Source organism: Desulfitobacterium dehalogenans ATCC 51507, assembly GCF_000243155.2.
In the GTDB taxonomy this organism is placed as follows: domain Bacteria; phylum Bacillota; class Desulfitobacteriia; order Desulfitobacteriales; family Desulfitobacteriaceae; genus Desulfitobacterium; species Desulfitobacterium dehalogenans.
This window is the reverse complement of sequence record NC_018017.1, coordinates 1,596,982-1,616,205: the sequence shown is the minus strand read 5'-3', so window position 1 is coordinate 1,616,205 and position 19,224 is coordinate 1,596,982. Positions and strand designations below refer to the sequence as shown.

Annotated in this window: 22 protein-coding genes and 1 pseudogene; 5 read left to right on the top strand and 18 right to left on the bottom strand. The window is 45.0% G+C overall.

The window, feature by feature from the left end; translation table 11 throughout:
* Positions 1–44: 44 nt before the first annotated feature.
* From DESDE_RS07850 to DESDE_RS07815, 8 genes are all read right to left on the bottom strand, one after another.
* Positions 45–593, bottom strand: coding sequence for a DUF2680 domain-containing protein (locus tag DESDE_RS07850; RefSeq protein WP_014793504.1), 549 nt, complete (start codon positions 591–593; stop codon positions 45–47).
* A 175-nt stretch (positions 594–768) separates the two neighbouring features.
* The gene (locus DESDE_RS07845) at positions 769–1,914 is read right to left on the bottom strand and encodes a hypothetical protein (protein ID WP_014793503.1); all 1,146 of its coding nucleotides are present in this window, start codon (positions 1,912–1,914) and stop codon (positions 769–771) included.
* Between the two features lie 161 nt (positions 1,915–2,075).
* The gene (locus DESDE_RS07840; protein ID WP_014793502.1) at positions 2,076–2,783 is read right to left on the bottom strand and encodes a hypothetical protein; all 708 of its coding nucleotides are present in this window, start codon (positions 2,781–2,783) and stop codon (positions 2,076–2,078) included.
* Entirely contained in the window at positions 2,780–3,484 is a 705-nt protein-coding gene (locus DESDE_RS07835; protein ID WP_014793501.1) for a fluoroquinolone export ABC transporter permease subunit, read from the bottom strand. The genes DESDE_RS07840 and DESDE_RS07835 overlap by 4 nt, the downstream gene beginning before the upstream one ends.
* Complete coding sequence (locus DESDE_RS07830) at positions 3,481–4,335, bottom strand: ABC transporter ATP-binding protein (protein ID WP_014793500.1); 855 nt, start codon at positions 4,333–4,335, stop codon at positions 3,481–3,483. Before DESDE_RS07830 ends, DESDE_RS07835 begins: the two co-directional genes overlap by 4 nt.
* Positions 4,332–4,922 (bottom strand): TetR/AcrR family transcriptional regulator, encoded by a 591-nt coding sequence (locus tag DESDE_RS07825; RefSeq protein ID WP_014793499.1) that lies wholly within the window; start codon positions 4,920–4,922, stop codon positions 4,332–4,334. Before DESDE_RS07825 ends, DESDE_RS07830 begins: the two co-directional genes overlap by 4 nt.
* 175 nt (positions 4,923–5,097) lie before the next feature.
* Positions 5,098–5,802, bottom strand: coding sequence for a transglutaminase-like domain-containing protein (locus DESDE_RS07820; protein WP_014793498.1), 705 nt, complete (start codon positions 5,800–5,802; stop codon positions 5,098–5,100).
* Positions 5,803–5,850: 48 nt separating this feature from the next.
* Entirely contained in the window at positions 5,851–6,603 is a 753-nt protein-coding gene (locus DESDE_RS07815) for a helix-turn-helix domain-containing protein (protein ID WP_014793497.1), read from the bottom strand.
* A 207-nt stretch (positions 6,604–6,810) separates the two neighbouring features.
* On the opposite strand from DESDE_RS07815, the gene DESDE_RS07810 reads away from it, so the two are divergent.
* On the top strand, positions 6,811–7,152 hold the full coding sequence (locus tag DESDE_RS07810) for a DUF2680 domain-containing protein (protein ID WP_014793496.1): 342 nt from the start codon (positions 6,811–6,813) through the stop codon (positions 7,150–7,152).
* 82 nt (positions 7,153–7,234) lie between these two features.
* Here DESDE_RS07810 and DESDE_RS07805 read toward each other — a convergent pair whose 3' ends face one another.
* From DESDE_RS07805 to DESDE_RS07775, 9 genes and pseudogenes are all read right to left on the bottom strand, one after another.
* A complete protein-coding gene (locus DESDE_RS07805) occupies positions 7,235–7,942 on the bottom strand; it encodes a cytochrome c biogenesis CcdA family protein (protein ID WP_014793495.1) in 708 nt (235 codons plus the stop codon).
* Positions 7,943–8,078: 136 nt separating this feature from the next.
* Positions 8,079–8,846 (bottom strand): prolipoprotein diacylglyceryl transferase, encoded by a 768-nt coding sequence (gene lgt, locus DESDE_RS07800; RefSeq protein ID WP_014793494.1) that lies wholly within the window; start codon positions 8,844–8,846, stop codon positions 8,079–8,081.
* A 12-nt stretch (positions 8,847–8,858) separates the two neighbouring features.
* Positions 8,859–9,233, bottom strand: coding sequence for a NusG domain II-containing protein (locus DESDE_RS07795; protein ID WP_014793493.1), 375 nt, complete (start codon positions 9,231–9,233; stop codon positions 8,859–8,861).
* A gap of 23 nt (positions 9,234–9,256) precedes the next feature.
* Complete coding sequence (locus DESDE_RS07790; protein WP_014793492.1) at positions 9,257–9,583, bottom strand: hypothetical protein; 327 nt, start codon at positions 9,581–9,583, stop codon at positions 9,257–9,259.
* A gap of 216 nt (positions 9,584–9,799) precedes the next feature.
* Positions 9,800–10,159: a NifB/NifX family molybdenum-iron cluster-binding protein gene (locus tag DESDE_RS07785; protein ID WP_014793491.1), complete on the bottom strand. Its 360-nt coding sequence runs from the start codon at positions 10,157–10,159 to the stop codon at positions 9,800–9,802.
* On the bottom strand, positions 10,152–11,000 hold the full coding sequence (locus DESDE_RS07780; protein WP_014793490.1) for an Mrp/NBP35 family ATP-binding protein: 849 nt from the start codon (positions 10,998–11,000) through the stop codon (positions 10,152–10,154). The genes DESDE_RS07785 and DESDE_RS07780 overlap by 8 nt, the downstream gene beginning before the upstream one ends.
* Positions 11,001–11,019: 19 nt before the next feature.
* Positions 11,020–11,166 carry a hypothetical protein gene (locus DESDE_RS21825; protein ID WP_158309860.1) on the bottom strand — a complete coding sequence of 49 codons (147 nt, stop codon included), beginning with the start codon at positions 11,164–11,166 and terminating at the stop codon, positions 11,020–11,022.
* A gap of 34 nt (positions 11,167–11,200) precedes the next feature.
* Positions 11,201–11,311 (bottom strand): annotated as a pseudogene (locus tag DESDE_RS21090) (NifB/NifX family molybdenum-iron cluster-binding protein); the annotation flags it as partial.
* A 14-nt stretch (positions 11,312–11,325) separates the two neighbouring features.
* Entirely contained in the window at positions 11,326–11,706 is a 381-nt protein-coding gene (locus DESDE_RS07775; protein WP_014793489.1) for a DUF134 domain-containing protein, read from the bottom strand.
* Positions 11,707–11,965: 259 nt separating this feature from the next.
* Here DESDE_RS07775 and DESDE_RS07770 point away from each other — a divergent pair, with 259 nt between their 5' ends.
* Positions 11,966–14,209 carry a HelD family protein gene (locus tag DESDE_RS07770; protein ID WP_014793488.1) on the top strand — a complete coding sequence of 748 codons (2,244 nt, stop codon included), beginning with the start codon at positions 11,966–11,968 and terminating at the stop codon, positions 14,207–14,209.
* Between the two features lie 20 nt (positions 14,210–14,229).
* On the opposite strand, the gene DESDE_RS07765 is transcribed toward DESDE_RS07770, so the two are convergent.
* Positions 14,230–14,901 carry a DNA alkylation repair protein gene (locus tag DESDE_RS07765; protein ID WP_014793487.1) on the bottom strand — a complete coding sequence of 224 codons (672 nt, stop codon included), beginning with the start codon at positions 14,899–14,901 and terminating at the stop codon, positions 14,230–14,232.
* A gap of 299 nt (positions 14,902–15,200) precedes the next feature.
* On the opposite strand from DESDE_RS07765, the gene DESDE_RS07760 reads away from it, so the two are divergent.
* Genes DESDE_RS07760 through DESDE_RS07750 form a run of 3 tightly spaced genes read left to right on the top strand, consistent with a single transcriptional unit; the run spans position 15,201 to position 19,205 of the window.
* Complete coding sequence (locus DESDE_RS07760; RefSeq protein WP_014793486.1) at positions 15,201–17,774, top strand: molybdopterin-dependent oxidoreductase; 2,574 nt, start codon at positions 15,201–15,203, stop codon at positions 17,772–17,774.
* A gap of 19 nt (positions 17,775–17,793) precedes the next feature.
* Positions 17,794–18,369, top strand: coding sequence for a DMSO/selenate family reductase complex B subunit (locus tag DESDE_RS07755; RefSeq protein ID WP_028305500.1), 576 nt, complete (start codon positions 17,794–17,796; stop codon positions 18,367–18,369).
* A gap of 2 nt (positions 18,370–18,371) precedes the next feature.
* The gene (locus DESDE_RS07750; protein WP_014793484.1) at positions 18,372–19,205 is read left to right on the top strand and encodes a dimethyl sulfoxide reductase anchor subunit family protein; all 834 of its coding nucleotides are present in this window, start codon (positions 18,372–18,374) and stop codon (positions 19,203–19,205) included.
* Positions 19,206–19,224: the final 19 nt, after the last annotated feature.

Genomic DNA, 19,224 nt, shown 5'->3' with positions numbered 1-19,224 from the left:
GAGCGGTATAATTATGCCCATCATCCCGAATTAGAGCGAATTTTTTACATTTGATTTTTGTCATGCATCCCTTTGCCAAAGCTCCTGTCTCCAGGGGCAAAGGTTCCGTTCTTCATTGCCTCGGCTTGCTCATCCAGGCGGGCCTGAGCCTTGGCAAGCCATTCTGTGATCTGCTCATCCGTAAATTTTCCGGAACTTTTCATGGTTTCTTCCTGAGCCTGCAAACGGGTCTGGGCTTGTTCCAGCCACTCCGCGATCTGATCTTCGGTCAGCGGCTCACCGGCTTTAAACATTCCGACACCGTGGTGTTTCTCCAGACCCAGTCCCAGTACTTTACCATTGTCCAGAGCCTCTTCACTGCGCCGTTGCTTCTGGCTGATAGATTCTTTCAGATGATCTGCCTGCTCCTGGGTCAGGAGACCGGCTTCCACTTCTTTGTCCACAATCTGCTGTTGAATCCCGTACATCTGCTGAGTCAGACTCTTGATTTCCGCCAGCTTGGCGGAGTCGACCCCGTCCGCTCCGAGCACAGTCGTTGCCCCGACCGTCAGGAGTGCTGCACTCAATACTCCTACAATAAGTTTTTTATTCATTGAATTCCCTCCTTTTTCGTCTTAACCCTCTATGTACACCTTGGTCAAGACTACTCCTTCAGCATAACCCTCTTAGCTGAGAGAATCCTTAAAGCAACCTGAAAGTCTCTTTAAGGCCTGCTGAAACTTTGCTGAAAAAGCAATGGAACTCTTCCCCGTTCGGGGGTTCTCAGTATTAATCAAAATACTTCTTATACTTCAAGAACTCATCCTCTGCCAATACATCCAGCTTACCTCCGGTCTGCTGCCGTATTACCTCCCGGCAAAGCCCCATACGGTGCAGCATCGGCGCGATGATGGAGTTGGTTTGATGCAGGTAGGCCGAAATATCTTCTACGCTTATAGGCAGTTTATACCCTTGGGGGCTGCTGGCCAGAACGACCCGCGCGTCCCTGAGGGGAGCGACGATCTTCCGATACAGGAAATCTTTGCTGATGCGGGTATCTGCATAGTTGGACAGGATAGACAAGATTTGCTTCGAAGTGATGAATTTATAGGGATTGCCATACTGAGCTTCAAAGATCAAATACTTGAGAAAACTGACCTGCAGCCTCTTCTCGATCTCTTCATCTCTTTCGTGTTCCCGGATATAGGCTCTGGCCTTGCGGAAAGCCAGGTCGGCAATATCCTGATTAAACTTCCGATTATCGGCGGCAGGATTCAAATTCACGGCATTGTCACCGGGAATCTTTTCAATGTTGAGGATTTTCCAATAGAGAATATTGAGATAATCCGAAGTATTTTCTCCCTGGAGCTGCCTGCTGATCGTTCCGCTGATCCATTCCGCCAACTGAGACGGTCCGCGGTCAGGGCCGGCCACGAAGTCAAAATTATACTGGTCAAAGAGATTCTGTACCGGCCGCTCCCTTCCGACATAGTCCTTAAACCCGGCCAGAAATTCGGAAATCCCTGTCTGATCTTCTGCAATCTGCAATGTCGGATAGGCATGATACAGGCTCTTATAGAGTCGATCATAGAGATGTTTGACAAACGATCCTTTAAAGTTGGTCAGAGGAACATCCTGAAAGAAACGAACTTTATCAGCGATTAAAAGAATCAGAGTAAAATCCAGCTGGATGATCTCATTTAAAGTCCTGACCCGCACTTGGTCCTCATCAGTGAGGCCTATCTTTCCCAGGGATTCTTCCAACTGGGAAAGATTTGAGTCTTCCACGATGACTGCACACACAATGTAGAACTTAGAAGTACCTTCTTGGCCGAAATCGAATTCAAAGTTGCCCCACTCTTTTATGAAAGCAGTGCGCCCAGGTTGATTGTTCAGTTCTGCCCTATTCAAATCATCCAATGAGATTTGTTTCATGTGTACCTCCCCCGCTTTTTACTTCATTATCTATCCCGGCCAATCTTCTTGATTTTTACAATGATTCTCCAGTCTTTTATTATATTCCTGCTTATTCCAATTTCATTCCGGATTGCCCTTCAGCCCCATTCCAGCCAGACACACAAGGGTTTGGAGAGAATTCAGATTTTCCGTAAAAATTTCCGAGTAAAAGCAACGATCCATGCGATACACATCATGAATCCTGCCAGAAAGGAAGACCAATTTACCCCTTGCTGTACTATTTCCCCAATCCAATAACCAGGCAAAAAAGCCCCTAGGTATTGATAGGGCATAGGGACAAACCAAGCCATCAATAATCCCAGAACATTGAGAGTGGCCAGTTTGGATATCGCCAATCCCTCGACCCGGTTGCCGGCTAAGGATACGACCATCATAGCCAGCGCTGCTCCTGTTAATGTACTGATCAACCCGGCGGCAATGATCTGTAAAAAGGTGAGATTGGCTATGCCGAAAAGCATGGTCACTATCATCATACAAAGAAAAGACCACACCATAGGCAAACCTATCCTCGCCACAAGATAAGAATATCCCTCTAGAGGAGTTATTTGATAATAAGCCCCGGTTCCTTCATCCCTTTCTTCAAGCAGTAGAAAGGCACTAACCATAGATAACAGCATCGAAGTTAAGGTCATCATCATTCCATCGGCTAAAGAATACCATGGCTTTATAGAAAAGGCCCAATGCTGATATAGCCAGGCATCTGCATTGGGAAGGCCCATCTTGACCATCAAGCCAAATAAGAAGGGAGCGGCAAGCAGGACTAAAAGCATGCCATCATAAGTTATTTGCCGCAAGCCGATTTGAAATAACTTAAAGGTTTGTTTCATTTCTTTCCGCCCCCTTCCGATTGCAGTGCTGATGGGACACGAAGCAAGGCAATAAAAGTGGAAATTCCCAGCCAAATCATCAGTCCAAATAAGAGCACTATACTTCCAGGTTCAACTTGACCCTTAATCGAAAGATCAATCAACTGCCAGAGGATCATACCCGGTAGAATTTCCAAAGCCGGACGGCTGATATGAAAAGCTACTAACATTGGCGGGAGTATCAATACCATTCCCACAGGAATCCCCCTGACCATATAGCTGTTTACCGAGTTTGAATAGGTGGCCATCGTCAGGCCCAACAGAGTAAAAATACAGGAGCCCGCGAAGATGCTGACAAGCAGCAAAGGATAGTCTGCGGAACCAGGGTTGCTGAAACGAACAATAAAAAAAGCGGACAAGGTAGAGATCATCGCCAAAGATAACGCTTTGGCCAAAAGATATTCAATAGGCTTTAATGGCGAAATGCCATAAAACCTGTGTATCCCTTCATCTTTTTCCAACAACCAAATACCCCCGACAAAGAAGAAGCCCAGGGTTGCAGGATCGGTCAGCAGAATGAGAGAGGCGCCAATTGACTTGTGTTGATCGGGCAAAAAATACAGAATGGCACTATACACTACAGTAATAAATGCATACAGGAAGTAAAAACCGTATTTTGCCTGATAGCGTATATCATTAGCTGTCGCCATTAAAAGCCTCATTGCAATTGCCTCCCGGTCAAAGATATAAAAACCTCCTCCAAGGTCCGCTCTTTTGAGTGGATGCTTAGAAGTGAGCCGCTTTGCAATGCCTTAACAAACTCATCATCTTTGCTCAGTTGGGTTAGGGTGCTCCGCCTGTCTACCGTACGGCCATCCCTTCTATAGGAATAACATACCTCCGTAGTGCCGCGACTAACCTGAAAAGCCTGTGGCGTATTCAGTGCTTTAATTTTACCGTCCACAATAAACGCTACGCGATCGCACAATTCCCCTGCATCATGCATGTTATGGGTCGTAAGAATCATTGTTTTTCCCGCTTTTTTCTGCTCCAGCATCATATCTTTTAAGATTCTGGCATTTGAAGGATCAAGTCCGCTGGTGGGTTCATCCAAAAAAAGCAGTTGGGGATTGTGCAGCAGGCATCGCACAAAACCCAGGCGCATCTTCATCCCTTTCGAATAGCTGGATACTCTTTTATTGGCGTCATGTTGCAGCCCCACCTGCTCCAATAACTTCATCGGATCCAGTGTTTTTTTATGGTAAAGGGAAGCAAAATACTGCAGATTTTCCAGTGCTGTAAATTTACCGTAGAAATTGGGGAATTCAAAATCCACGCCAATCGTTTCATAAAATGAACTTTTACGGTGTTTCATTTCCGTGCCTAAGACATGAACCCTGCCTTTATAGTCTCTCAATACTCCTGTCAGGATTTTTTGCAATGTGCTTTTCCCGGCACCTGACGGCCCGAGAAAGCCAAAAATTTCTCCCTTCTTCACCTCGAAGCCGACATCCTGAATAACATCCCGTTGTGCGCCTGGATACTTATAGAACGCACTTTCAACTTTAATCATGGATTGTCCCTCACAATCTGTTCAATCAGGCTATCCAGCATCAAGTTTATGACACCATCATGGTCAGATCCTTCTTGCTGTAGATAGGCAATGGCCACATATAAGGCCTGAAGCGCCTTAGCGACAACAGGAAGTTCATAAGCAAACAGAACCCCGTATTCCTGTAATTTGGCTAGTGCTTTGCTGTCCTCAAACACATGGGCGGCCAGCACATCCTGGGGCAGCTTACGCTGCAAATAACTAATGACAGAAGAATCTGTTTTAACCAGTATCGGATAGTCTTTTACCCCATTGAGCATCTGGCAAAAGGACTGCTTCGTCAGCTCTTTCGGCTTCAGATCATTATGGTTCTCCAAAAAGTCGTCCAGTTCTTGCCATAGCTTCATCTGGCACTGTTCAATAATATCCATATATAAATGTTCCTTATTGGTGTAGAAAGCATAAAAGGAACCTTTGGCAATCCCAGCCGCCTGGACCAAATCATCGACAGTTACTTTCTTCACCCCATAAGCAACAAACAACCTTTCTCCTTCCGCCAAAAGTTTCCCTTTGATGATTTCTTTTTCTGCATCAGAAAATCTAGGCATCTTTTCACCTCATATGATCTATATGACCAAAAACCTATTTTAGTCATATAGATCATATTCTTTTAGAATTCAGAAGTCAATATATTTTTATAAGGCTTCCGGCCCACTTCTTCTCACACACGAAAAAACGCCCCCTGAGGGGCGTTTTAAGGAATAAGCATCATGATTATGCTCCTCATCCTGAGTGAGAGCGAATTTTTTCGACATTGCGATTCATAAGTTTACGCCCAAAATTTTGATAAACCCACTTTCTCAGCGGTGATAACTGCTGCTGATGGATGGCAAAGAATTCATCCGGGGAATCAAATACCCCAAAATCCTGGTTAATCCCTTCTTTTTGAATATAAGTGTCATTGGCATTCCACTCGATTTGCGGGTTTTGTAAGTTGTCGGTAGCGGCACCATACCCGCAAAAACCGCCTTCATTCTCAGAGAATTTTTTCTGTAGCTTTTTCAAATAGTCCTTATCCAGAATGAATCCCTCTAAGTTATACCACTGCCCCTCGTATTGGATTTCAACCCAGCTATGGATAATGCTTTGGGGGGCAAGTTTGTAAATCAGACCTGTCATGGCCCCTTTCTGCAATTGCTTATCAATCGTAAAGCCATGAATCCTGCAAGGTATTCCAACTGCTCTCAGAAGAGCCATAATGAGCGTTCCTTTTGTATTGCACTGGCCATAGCCATCCCTCAGAACCTCGGATGCCGCAATAGTGTCATCCCTATTATAGCCAAAGGCGATTTCGTCCCGGACAAAATTGTAGATTTTCTGGATCTTATGAAAACGCTCTTCGTTTGCCCATTGTTTTTCTTCAATCAATCTCTGTATAGAACTATGACGGAAGTTCAGCATATTTGTTTCTTGCAAGTATTGAGTCATTGGTGCAATCCTCCTTAACCGTTTGATTACACATTACCGCACTACTCGTCAGAAAGCTTTCAAAAACTCGCTATCTTTTATGATGTTCGTCGCAGACATTCCTGTCATCATTTTATTGGTATAGGCCAGATGGGACGGACTGTCGAATCCGGCTTTAAGGGCCGCTGCCGTTATCGTTTCACTGTCAAAGATCGACTCGTATGCTCGCTGCAATTTATGCAGAACGAGATAACTTTTTAAAGGAATCCCCGTTTCATCTTTGAACAGATGGGCCAAACGACTTTCGGAAAGATGAGTTTCCTTAGAAAAATACTTCAGCTGATGATACTCGTCTTCATCCACACAGTGATCCAAGAGATTCAAAACGTTCATGATCCGATCATCGAAACTTATGCTATCATGAGAGGCAAAATAAGATATCATATTCCGCACAAAGGACAATAGGAAACCAGGGTCCTTCTGGGCAAGGGCTTTGCCAAAAGCCTGCTGCATAAGGGCCGTATCTGCCTGGGGCAACACATAAAAAGGCTGTTCCTTTAACAGGTGCCTTATCGCCCGGCCCAGTTCTGTTGTCGGGTCAATCAGCATCGTAAAATGGACCTCACCCTTTGTGTTGAAGGCATGCTCTGTATCCATATTGACCAGCAGGGCCTTGCAAGGGATAAGCTCTCCCTTGACTTTAATATCCAGTTCTTGTTTACCGGAAAGAAACATTTGCAGCAGCCAATGTTTATGGGAATCCGCTTCTACTCGATCTGAAATGGCCGCAAAATTTCTACCGTATTTGATAATGTAATTCATGCTATCACCAACTTGTTTCTATTATACTACTCCCCTCATACTTAATGATAGGCATTTGCTCACAGGGCAAGGCACTGTGAAATAAAACCCTCTAAATTCACAGGATCTTCAAATCATCTTCCCAAGCTTTTCATAACTTTAGGCTAAGCTAATAGGTGTTAAGACAATCCAAAGTATTGGATACACACTTATTGGAGGGATAGATAGATGAAAAAGAAAATCGCCTTAGGACTCCTCACCATAGCCCTTTTGATCGGCGGAGCCACAACAGCTTTTGCTCAAACAGACTTATCTAAAGCCGGTGAACTTAAAGACCTTTACAGCCAAATGTTTAGTTTACAAAAACAAATCGTGGAAAAACAAGCAGAAGCCGGTGCAATCACTAAAGAAGAAGCTGAATCCGCCAAAAAATTCATCGACCAAGACCAAACTTATCGCAATCAGGCCATTGATAACGGGGATCTGGGAGGCTTTTATGGCCAACATTGCGGAGGCTACGGTTCTAATATGATGAATCAAGGCCTTAGCTCTACTAACTACAACCTTTAATACATCACCCTCTAAAAATGGCTGCAGCCTAACCAAGGCTGCAGCCATTTTTTTAATCTGTTCAATTGTTCCTGCAGTATTTTTAATGTTGATGCCCTGATACTGAATGTTCAAATCCAGGTTGTGTCACCAGAATATAGCCTGAGAGCAGAATCAAGAGAATGCCTATAACCGGGCGCAGCTGTCGGGTCCACCTGTTCATTTTAAATAGTCCTCTTACCCCGGGGAGAAAGGCCATGGCTAACAGGAGACTATGCCCCAGTCCAAAAGCTCCTAAGCCTAAGGCAGAGTAAATAATTTGGCCGCTGGCCATCGCCGTGCCGCTGATCATAAGGATAACCGGTGTGGTGCAGGGGGAAGGAGCTAAAGCGAAAAAACTTCCCAGCATCCAGGGACTCAAGCCTTTTGGGAAAATAGGTCGGGAGGGGCCTCTTCTCTGGGTAACATAAAACCCCGAGACCTTGACCGGAAACCTGAAGCCCAGCATGATCGCCCCTGCGACAAGATATAAAGCACCTAAGAATATCGTCCAGTACATACCTGGTAAACGGAAGAGTATCCCCACTCGTGCAGCCAAGGCACCGATCAGCATAAGGGTTAAGGCAAACCCTAATATAAATTGTACAACCCGGCTATACCCTTCTTGACGTGATCCGCCTAATACCAAGGGAACCATTGCCCCCATGCAGGGATTAATGGATAAAACAATTCCCCCCACAAACATCGAAGCCATGAACCACCAAGATCCATTTTCCATACCAAGCATTAAAGAGTGAACCAACGAATCCATTCTTCCCCCCCCTCTCTCGACCTTCTAAGGTATTTTTATGTCCAAGAGAGGGGTTAAAGAACTGAATTTACTTGGAGAGATTCTTAAGCCTTGGGAATAACCATATTCAAGTATTCTTAGCTTCTTCCTTTAAGTTCTAAGCATGGCACTTGTTTCTCAAAAACAAAACAGCTCCAAGACTTATGATCATCATCCCCACACTGGTCCATTGGCCCGAGGTCCAATTAAGCCAATGATAGGGGCTGTCCCCGCGGAGGAACTCCAGCGCAAACCGGCCAATCGAATAAAGAATAATGTAGGCCAGGAAAATAATGCCTTGAGGCCATTTCCGCCAACGAGTAAGGATGAGAAGTATGACAAAAACAATAACATCCCATTGTCCTTCCCATACTTCTGCCGGCCAAAGGGGCTGACTCCCATACGCTGCATAGGCGGGTGTCCCTTCAGGGTAAACGATTCCAAAATTCGATCCGGTAGGCGTTCCATAGGCATCTCCATTGAGAAAACAGGCTATCCGCCCGATGGCCTGACCCAGGATTAATCCTGGTGCCGCACTATCTGCTAAACGCCAAAAGTTAATCTTCTTAACCTTTGCATAAATGACTGCGGCAAAGAAAGCACCTGCCAGGGCTCCTTGAATCGCCAATCCCCCATGCCAAATCATAGGAATCTCTGCTAAGTTTTGCGAATAATAATCCCATTCATAAAAAAAGACCTGCCAGGAGCGGGCCCCGATTATGGCACCGATGATCCCATAAATAAGCACATCGAATAAATAGTCCCTGTAGTCCTTATCTGATGTAAGAAGATAAGCAACTGCCAAACCGAATAGGATTGCGAAAACGACAATAACTCCATAGGAGCGGAGCGAAAAATTCCCCATCGTAAATAAAATCGGCGCCATATTCAACCTCCCCTATTCCCTTGTATCATTTTCTAATCCCTGTATGGTGACGATAATTTTATTGGGTAAACAAACAATGGCCTGAGTTGAACTATCAATCCAGCCTGTTTTAGAGCAAATCCCTTCGGGGCAAATCTCCTTAGGCATCTCAAGCATTCTTACTTTACCGTTTTTCACTTCAAGATAACCAGTTTGATCCCTAAACTTAAATTCATGGGTTTGAGTTTCCTCTTTGACCACAAGGGGAATCCTTTCCTTGACCTCATTTTCAATGACAATGACAATATTGGCATTGGCTTTATCGGATTTTGCCAGGGTCATCGTTCCCACCAAAATACTGCTTACAATCAGTATGCCGATCATGAACAGCTTCTCAAATTTCTTCATCTTTAATCCCTTCACACTTATACCTATTGAAGTACATCCTGTAAATCCAATTCAATTGTTTCACTGAATTTCTCCTGACACTCTGAGCACATATGGTCCTCATCGCTGTCCGTGCCCCTGGGAGGTGAGAACCATTTGCCGCAGCCCAGACAGCTATATTCACCATCTATGTAGTGAACCATAGCCTCTAATTTGTCATAGGCATAATTCAAATCCAATCTGATCTCTTTCATTTCAGTATTAAAGACCATTTCGTCTTCATAGAACTCTTTGCATTCCCCATAAGTAATGGAGTATAATTCATCTCTTAATTCTTTAGTTTTGACTACCAATTCTCTGATTTTGTCCATGCTTTTCTCCTTTAAAAATGTTATTCACAAACTATATGCATTATAACAAGCAAATTTGATGACTCAGTGAATGAGCTATGAATAACTTATGAAGAGGATTAGTCCCTATTGGCTCATAACTTACCAAAAAGAAGAAGTAAGTGAGTGTACTCAACTTACTTCAATCAAGATATATTATTCAGTTACTAATAGGAACACCTTTGCCTATATCTGAATTTACTCTCCGCATTCACCATGATGCTGATGTTCATGGCAAACGGAACCGGTGGATTTAAGGGTTCCCTTAAGGTACTCATTTGCAGCATCTTTGGCATTACCGGCTGCTCCAGTGATGACGTCAATACCCTTCTCATTAAAGATTTCAATGGCACCGCCACCCATACCACCTGAGATAATCACATTGACACCCATCTCATTGAGGAAGTTGGGAAGAAAACCAGGCTTATGCCCAGGGTTGGGTATGCACGCTCTCTTAACAATCTGACTCTTTTCAGCTTCAAAAATATTGAAGTTTACGCAGTGGCCAAAGTGCTCCGCCACTCTTTCCTCTTCACTAGCTACCGCAATTTTAAGCATTTTTCTTTCCCTCCATTTTTTCTAAGACTTCCGCTGCCGGATCAAACCAATTTCCCTCAAACAGCTCTATGGTCCCCTGATCGCAGGCAGCGGCTATTTTCGGTTCAATAGGTAATTTGGCCAGAATCTTTAAATTATGCTCGGCAGCGATCTCTTCAATATGGCTGTCTCCAAATATCTGATACTCCTTGCCGTTGTCAGGACATTTAAAATAGGACATATTTTCAACCAGACCAAGGACGGGAATAGTCATCACCTCTGCCATCTTAACTGCTTTGGTCACAATCATGGATACAAGCTCCTGAGGAGAGGTTACGACGATAATCCCATCCATCGGTATGGATTGAAACACAGTGAGAGGAACATCACCGGTTCCAGGCGGCATGTCGATGAACATAAAGTCTACATCCTCCCAGATAACATCCGTCCAGAACTGCTTCACTACCCCGGCGATAACCGGCCCTCTCCAGATGACAGGATCCGTATCCTTTTCCAAAAGCAAATTGATCGACATGATATCTATGCCTGTCCTGCTTTTAGCAGGGAGCAGGCCGGATTCACCGCCCCTGGCTTTTTCCTTGATGCCAAAGGCTTTCGGGATCGAAGGCCCTGTAATGTCTGCATCAAGAATAGCCGCCTGATAGCCCCTTCTCCTCATAGTAACCGCAAGGAGGGAGGTAACCAGGGATTTGCCGACCCCTCCTTTGCCGCTGACAATACCGATGACCTTTTTGACGCTGCTCTTCTCATGGAGCTTTGCGGAGAAATCAGGTTTGCCTTCTTTTCGTTCTGCACAGTCCTCGGCACAACTGCTACAGCTTTCAGTGCATTGTTCGCTCATAATTTTGTCTCCTTTATCGTTAGATTGGTATTTCTTCAAACAGCAAATTTATAACTTTGCCATGAATCTCTTTTACTGCTGATCCTGATACACAGTCACTATCTACGATGCTTTGTCCCCTATTAATCGCTTTTACCGCATCGGAATCAAAAGGTATTTTCCCCACAAAGGGCAGTCCCTCCCTTTGGCAATGCTCCTCATGCACTTTCTTTCGTTTCCGTATCATAAATAAGAAAATAGGGAGCCCGTCCAAGGGATACACATACATTGGTTTCCAGGTTCTTTTCATCTACAGGTATCGCTATCTTCATCAAGAATCCTCCTTTCAATTGTCTCCTTGTTCCTCTTCACCTGAGCAACCCATTCTGCGTCTTCGCTTATGGCAGCCCTGGCCGCAACCATTTCCCAAACCGTCGCAAAGCCGGTATTCCCCTCCTTCAATTAACAGCACTTTACCGTTCACCAAGGATTCAGCCAGCTTCTTTCTCGCTTCAATATAAATACCTTGAACCGTAGTGCGGGCGATATTCATCTTTTTCGCACACTCTTCCTGGGTAAACCCCTCCAGGTCAATAAGTCTTATGGTCTCATATTCATCAACAGTCATTCTTACATGATTCTTGTCCTCCGCATTGAAGTCAAGAGGACCGAATCGATTACTTTCAGGCAGACAGCATACTTTTCTCCATTTCATGGGCCTTGGCATTAAGTTCACCTCCCTTTGGTTTAATGACATATGTCAATTACATTTTTATTATATCTCGTTTATGACATATGTCAATAATATTTGAGGAGATTTTTTCTGGAATCAATAAAAAACGCCGCTCCATCTTCCGGTGGGCGGCGTTTATCCTCCTAATTTAATTATACCATCAAAATTTTTGAAATAATATTCTTATAATTTTCCTTTAATGTGTGTAATATAGGTGAGTAATAATCGTCAGCATTGACTGGGGGGTTGGACTTTGGAGCATAATCAGGCGGAACTGGATTTTGAATACCGGCGTCTGGAACAAACCCTATCCATTGCTAAAAAACACTTATCTTCTGTCCGATTAAGGAGCGAAGATAATAAAGCGGCCATTCTTTCTGCTAAGCAAGAGATGCGGGAAGATACCTCTCATTCTATATCCGGCCTTTGGTCCATGGATAATTTTCATGAGCTTGTGGAGTTAAGCCAATACGCCAATCCCGTATCGGAAAAAGTCTCAGAATATGAGCGGGATGCCAACAAGATCCTGGCCTTAGAGAGATTGATTAATTCACCCTACTTTGCGCGGATTGATTTCAAGTTCGATGACGAGGACTCATTTGAGACTATTTATATCGGACGGTCTTCCCTCCAAGATGATGAGACCCATGAAATCTATGTTTATGACTGGAGATCTCCCCTATCCAGTGTATTTTACCGTTTTGGCACAGGGAAAGTGTTCTATGAATCTCCCGGCGGAAGAATAACCGGAGAGGTCAATTTAAAACGTCAATATGAAATCAATAAGGGAAAACTGGACTATTTCTTCGACGCGGATATTCAGATCATTGATGAATTCTTGCGCAAGCTGCTTTCCCAAAATGCTTCTTCCAAAATGAAAACCATCGTCGAGACCATCCAGCGAGACCAGGATATGATTATCCGCGATATGGAAATGGATTTGCTGATGGTTCAGGGAGCTGCAGGAAGTGGAAAAACCTCTGTTGCACTCCATCGCGTAGCCTATCTGATGTATCAGGGTCTCGCGGCTAAGTTATCCAGTAACGATATCGTCATTATCTCTCCCCATACCCTCTTTGAAAAGTACATCGCCAATGTCTTGCCCGAACTGGGAGAGAGTAATGTCCATTCTCTGGTATTTGATGAAATACTTCGCAAGGTTTTACAGTGTGAAGCTATCCAAACCAGGAATCAATTTTTGGAAGCTCTGCTCTCTCCCGGCGGCATCCAAGACAGAATGCTGTTGAAAAAAAGCATGGCATTTAAAGGTTCAAGCCAGTTTATAGAGATATTAAAACGTTTTATTGATGACTTGCCTCATCGCAGGATTCAGTTCAGTGATATTTATTATGACGGGAAGACCATGGCCAGCCGGCAATTATTGAAAGCTAAACTGCTCAAAGACTATAAACAAGCTCCCTTGAGCTCTTCCTTAAAGCAATTGGAGAAATCCATTTTAAAATCAGTCCACCAACAGCGAAAAAATCGTCTTGAAAAGCTAAAAACCTTTATCAGCGAACAAACTGGACAGGATTTTGCTGTAGAAGAAGCAGCCCGCAGGTTATCCATTCTTGAAAGCACCGCTTTGCTTCATCAAATACGGAAATTTACCGAGTTCGACTGTACCGAACTTTACCAAAAGCTCTTCAGTGATAAAAACTACTTTTATCGTTTGGCAAGAGGTATCCAACTGCCCAATTGCATAGAGGAGATTATCGACTTCACCTGTGACAATCTTAAAAAGGACTATTTACCCTATGATGATGCCTTGGCCTTAGCCTTTCTCCACTTAAAAACAAAGGGCTATACCGATTATAAAGATATAAAACAGGTGGTCATCGACGAAGCTCAGGATTACTATCCCCTTCATTTTGAAATACTCCATGCTCTCTTCCCCAAATCCCGCTATACTATTTTAGGAGATATAAAACAAACCGTAGGAAAACAGGAAGATTTATCCCTCTATGACCAGGCAAGCAAAGTATTCAGCAAGCAAAATTCAGCCCTTGTGACTTTGGATAAAAGCTTTCGTTGCACCAAGGAAATATTGACGTACAGCACTAAATTTCTCGACCCAGGCTTTAAACTCAATAGTTTCAGCAGAGAAGGAGATGAGCCGGCAGTCTTTACAGCCCCCAATCAAGCGGCTCTTGATCAGCTGATGATCCATGAGATTAACACTTGCCGGAAAAAAGGTTATCAATCCATCGGGTTAATCTGTAAAACTGAACAAGACGCCGGTTCCCTGTATCAGCGGCTGAAGGATCAGATCCCTATTCAGGTGATAAAAGATGATGTTCAGATGGAGTTAAACGGAGTATTCACTATCCCTGTCTATTTATCGAAAGGCCTTGAGTTTGACGCCGTACTCATCTGTGATGCCGATCAAGAACATTATTACAGCGAAGACGACAAAAATCTTCTCTATATTGCCTGTACGAGAGCCCTTCATCGGCTCAACCTGTTCTACACCAGGGATATCAGTCCCTTACTCTAATGCCATTGCCAATACTCATATCATTTTTTTCTTTTCTTTACACCCGCCGCAATCCAGTTCGGAGCGTAAGCAGAGGTACAGCCTTTCGCCACTTTCAAATCCCGGTATACGCCCAAGGTTTCACCAAGAGCAATACACCGCTCCGTAAACTGAGGATAGCCTATCCCTATTTCACACAGAGCATGGTTCATCGCCCATTGTTTTCCTGGGGTCGCCGTTTGCAATTGGGCTTCAATCCTTGTAAGAAGCTCTTCCAGTGCATCATTCGTTAATTTACCACTGGATACTTTATAAACAATCAGGTCCCAGCCTGCCCGTCCTAAATTATCCTTACCCGAAGCTGACCATTCTTCCGCAAGACTATCTGCATCCTTGTGATTGCGGACCACTGCGCCGATAAATTTATCGATCATATCAGCATAAGTTAATTGAGAAACCATGCTCTGTATTTCATCCGACGTCAGTTTCTTTGCGTCAAACAGCATACAGGCAAGCCATTGTGCATCCGTGTTTCCACTCTGCCAAAGTTCCAATGCCAACTCATGGTTTGTCCCTAATTGGTTGGCCAGTTTCCGCAGTTCTCCCAGTAAAACGCCGTAAGTATTTTCACCGGCACCGTTCTTAATAACCATCTGTTTTCGTTTTTCATTACCTAAATCACGAAGCATTGCCAGTATCTCATTTTTGATCATTTTTATCACGCTCCTGAATTTACCTTCTACTGCGTGAGCTTAAACTATTCCATAGAATGTTAACCTAGGACTGGTAATCTAATGCATACTCCTTGTCCTTTTATTTCACCTGTCTTAAATTACGGATTTAATACTATGTTAATGATTAATAATAAACTATTAATATTTTACTGCTATAATTTAACTAGTCAAACTTTTCACAATACCACATCTAGAACACTGCATAAGAGAAAGGAGGTCATCTATAGTTCGGCTTGCACTTCATTTCACTATTTTATAGTTTAAGGAGGCTCAAGAGTATGGATTTCATTGACCAAATTACGAATGCCAAGGTAAGTCGACGCTCCTTCATTTTAGCCAGCGCAGCAGCCACAGCAGGCTTATCCCTTACTGGCTGTGGAAGCAGCCTAACCCAGGCCACAGCCGATCAAGCTGCAAGCCCGGAAGGAAAATGGATCACAGCAGCCTGCTGGCATAATTGCGGTGGCCGATGTCTTAACAAAGCCTATGTGGTAGACGGTGTGGTCATCCGGCAAAAAACCGACGATACCCACCCGGACAGTCCGGACTACCCCCAACAACGGGCTTGTGTGCGGGGGCGCTCCCAACGTCAGCAAGTCTTTGGTGCCGATCGCTTAAAGTATCCGATGCGAAGAAAAAATTGGGAACCGGGCGGCGGCAAGAAAGAGCTCCGCGGCCGGGATGAATGGGTCAGAATCACTTGGGAAGAAGCCTTGGACTCCATCGCCGGTGAAATTAAACGCATCAAAACCGAACAAGGCAATCGTGCTTTCTTCGCCGATGGCGGCCCTGCTGCCAAAGTTTTGGCCCTCTATGGCGGCTATGTAGCCAATTGGGGGACAACATCACTGGGTTCATGGACTTATACCCCGGAACCCGTCGGTTTTAGCGGCTCCAGCAATGATAGCATCAATGACAGACTGGATATGCGCAATTGCGACACTGTGATTATGTTCAACATGAATCCCGCCTGGAGCTCCGCCGGAAATCCAGTGTATCATTTCCTTCAAGTTAAAAAAGCCGGAGCTGATTTTATAGCCATTGATCCCTTTTATAATGATTCCTACGCTCTGCTGGAAGCCGATTGGATTCCCACCAGGCCGGCTACGGATACAGCTCTAATGCTTGGGGTGGCCCATACTTTAATCGTCGAAGATGACCCCATCAAAAACCCCTTAATTGACTGGGATTTCCTCAAAAAATATACCATAGGCTTTGAGGCCGACACCATGCCCGAAGGCACCGATCCTAAAGACAACTTCAAAGACTATGTTCTTGGAACCTATGACGGTGTTCCCAAAAATGCTGAGTGGGCTTCCGAGATCAGTGGAGTAGCCCCGGACAGAATCCGTTATCTGGCCCGGGCCATGAATAAAAATAAAAAAGTAGCCCTCCTCTATGCCTGGTCCGCCGGAAGAACGCAAAATGCCGATAACTTACCGCAAATGGCTATGATTCTCGGGGCAATGACAGGTCATATGGGAAAATCAGGACATATGTGTGGGGTGAGCTGCCACAGCGGTGCTGCTAATGGTGGTGATGCCTTAGTATCTGCTGGTAAAAATGGTTTACCTACTGTAAACAATCCCGTCAAAGACAGTATCAACCATACCGAAATGTGGCGGGCCATCGTGGATGGCAAATACAATTTCACAGGCAATAAAAAGTTCCTGAAGGGTGAAATGAGAGATATCGACATCCGCCTCATCTATCATGATAATAATGCCCGGCTCCAATCTGCGGATGGCATGACCAAGGGCATCGAAGCCCATCGCAAGGTGGATTTGGTCGTAAGTCACGGTCAATTTCTAACCACAAACGCCAAGTATTCCGATTTTGTTCTCCCTGTAACCACTGAATGGGAAAAAATCGGCGGTTTCTTGACCGGTAATCGTGAAATATTGATCATGTATTCCCAAATCACCGAATCGCTGTACGAATGTCAAAGTGATGAATGGATTGCCAGAGAGCTGGGCAAACGCCTGGATGTAGATGTCTCCAAAGCCTTTCCCATCGATGCCAAGCAGCAGTTCTTCAATCAAATCGCTGGCAGTACCGTTATCCTGCCCGACGGTAAAACAGCAGCCCCTCTTGTCACCATTACGGAAGGGGATATTGCCCAGTGGGGTGTCCAAGGCAAACCACAGCAAGGCCAGATCCCTCTCAAAGAATTCCAGGAAAGAGGACTCTACCAGATCGAGAGAAAACCGGGCGACAACTACAGCTACATCGCCTTTAAGGATTTCTGCGAGGCCCCCGCGGCTAATCCCCGTCCTTCCGCCAGCGGTAAATTCGAGATCTACTCTCAAGTTTTAGCCGATACCATCAATGATATGGGTTATAGTCAAATCAAGCCCATCCCCACCCACATTCCCCCTGTGGAAGGCTATGAAGCAACCTTTAAAGATTGGAAAAGTAAAATCAAGGGGGACTATCCTTACCAGGTGATCAATCCCCACTACCTCCGCCGTTCTCACACGGTCTTCGATAATGTGCAGTGGCTCAGAGAAACCTGGCCCAATCCGGTCTACATCAGTACCCAGGATGCCAAAGAAAAAGGACTCGCCGATGGAGATACGGTCTTATTGACCAGTCAACACGGCAAAACCCTGCGTACCGCCTGCATTACCGATCGCTTTATGCCTGGAGTCATTGGTCTGCCCCATGGTTCCTGGGTCGATATGGATGAAAAAACCGGTATCGATACCGGAGGAGCGGACAATATTCTCTGCGGCCCTGTCTCCACCGGTCAAGGGGTCTCCGGCTGGAACAGCTGTATCTGCAACATGGAGAAGTACACCGGCGCCTCCCTGATCCCCGATGTGGAAAAGCCTCAACGGATTATTTTTTGAGAAAGGAGCGTGAAGGATGATGAGTCAATATGGATTTTATTTTGATATGACCTCTTGTATAGGATGCCGCACCTGCCAGGTTTCCTGCAAAGATAAAAATGATTTGAAAGTGGGAACGATCTTCCGCCGGGTAAAAGCTTTCGAAACAGGTTCCTATCCGCAGCCAGGGATTTTCCACTATTCCAGTACCTGCAATCATTGCGAAAGCCCCAAATGTGTCGAGGGCTGTCCCACCCAAGCCTTACATAAGTTAGAAAATGGCATTGTGGATCACGATAAAACCAAGTGCATTGGCTGTCGCTACTGTACCTGGAGCTGCCCTTACGGGGTCCCCCAATTCATTGAAGAGCTGGGGCAAATCAGCAAATGCAATATGTGCAAGGATTTAATCGAAAAGGGAGAAAACCCCGTCTGTGTGGATGCCTGCCCCATGCGTGCCTTAGAATGGGGAGAATTAGAGGACCTTAAAGCAAAACATGGGGATAGCGTCAGCGAATTACCTCTCTTGCCTGTTTCTTCGGTTACCAAGCCTGCTCTCCTGATTAAAGCGAAAAACATCGCTAAGCAAAAAGGTTTCAGAGAAAAGGAGATTTAACTATGGGAGAAATCAGTTTATTGATCTTTTCCTTTTGCATGCAAGCTGCGATTGGGATAGTATTCTTTATCACGATCAGTAAGCAGCTTTACAAAGAAAAGACGTTCAAAACAGCTTCCTATGCTGCCGCAGGGTTAAGCGTTATCGGCATTCTTGCCTCCTTGCTGCACCTGGGCAGGCCCATGGCTTTCTTAAACTCACTCTCTCATCTTGGCACTTCCTGGTTAAGTAATGAAGCCCTTTTATGCGGTTTCTTCGCCGGCATTGCCGTCCTCTATGCCCTGGTGCAGCACTTTAAGCCTGGTAACGCCAGCCTGGATCTGCTCATGCGCTGGGCGGGCAGTCTTGTCGGTCTGATTGCCGTCTTTTCCATGGGTAAACTCTATTCCTCCACTACGGTTCCGGTCTGGCAAGGGGCCAATACCTTCATTGATTTCTATACCACTACCCTAGCCATAGGTGCCCTCCTCTTTATCGCCACCAGTCTCAAGGAATTGCACAATGTGGATAAGAAAATCTACGGAGCCATTGTCTTAGCCGCTGTGATCTTTCAAGCTGTCTCTGCCATTCCTCACGCTTTAAGCTTAGGCAAGACGGGCATGGCCGCCCAAGCCAGTGCAGCGATCTTAAGCGGCATGACTATGGTCATCGCCCTCAAATGGCTGCTTATCCTGGGTGGAACCGCACTTCTCCTCTGGCCTGCCAAACAAGAAACCGTCAGCAGCTTCAAATCCGGCAATGCTTATCTGGCCTGTGCGCTCTTGGTTTTTGGCGAACTGATCGGACGGTATGTCTTTTACGCAGCGATTGTGACAACGACTATCGGCATAACCTGATTGTTATGATAATCTTTCA